The organism is Halomonas sp. ND22Bw (assembly GCF_003011945.1).
Lineage (GTDB): Bacteria > Pseudomonadota > Gammaproteobacteria > Pseudomonadales > Halomonadaceae > Halomonas > Halomonas halophila.
In genome coordinates this window covers 1-532 of sequence record NZ_PXWD01000086.1, presented here as the reverse complement: position 1 = coordinate 532, position 532 = coordinate 1, and the positions used below count along the sequence as shown (strand labels likewise).

At 62.2% G+C, this 532-nt stretch carries 1 protein-coding gene; it reads left to right on the top strand.

All coding sequences use genetic code 11. The features are described 5' to 3' along the window. A partial coding sequence (locus tag CVH10_RS17075) for a secretin N-terminal domain-containing protein (protein ID WP_369335844.1) occupies positions 1–532 on the top strand: 532 nt, incomplete at both ends.

The following is a 532-nucleotide window of genomic DNA, read 5'->3' as shown; positions in this document are numbered from 1 at the left end:
AATACAGCCGCACCGATCCGGTCAACCTGCAACAGATCGAGGTCTATAACGGCGCCAATTCGGTCTTCAACGGATCGGGCAGCGTCGGCGGCACGATCAACCTGGTGTCGAAGGAGCCGCGGACCGAGGCGCTGACGATCGCGCAGGGCCTGACCGGCACCGGCGCGAGCGCGGGTGGTGGTGGCGGCGGCGGTGGCTCCAATGCGTCTCGCATCCTGAGCCCGCGCGGCAGCGTGATCGCGGAGTCGCGCACCAATCAGCTCTTCGTGTCCGACGTTCCCACGCGTCTGGCGCAGGTCGCTGAATTGATTCAAAAACTCGATATTCCCGTACGCCAAGTGCTGATTGAAGCGCGCATTGTTGAGGCGTCGGATACCTTCGGGAAATCTTTGGGCGTCAAACTCGGTGGCGGTGCAGTGAACTCACGAACATCTTTCGGTACATATCCGAACGTTACCGGCGGCGGCACCACAACCACCACGACCAACGGCGTCTCTACCAGCACGTCGACCAGCCCCACTGTCACCTTCCC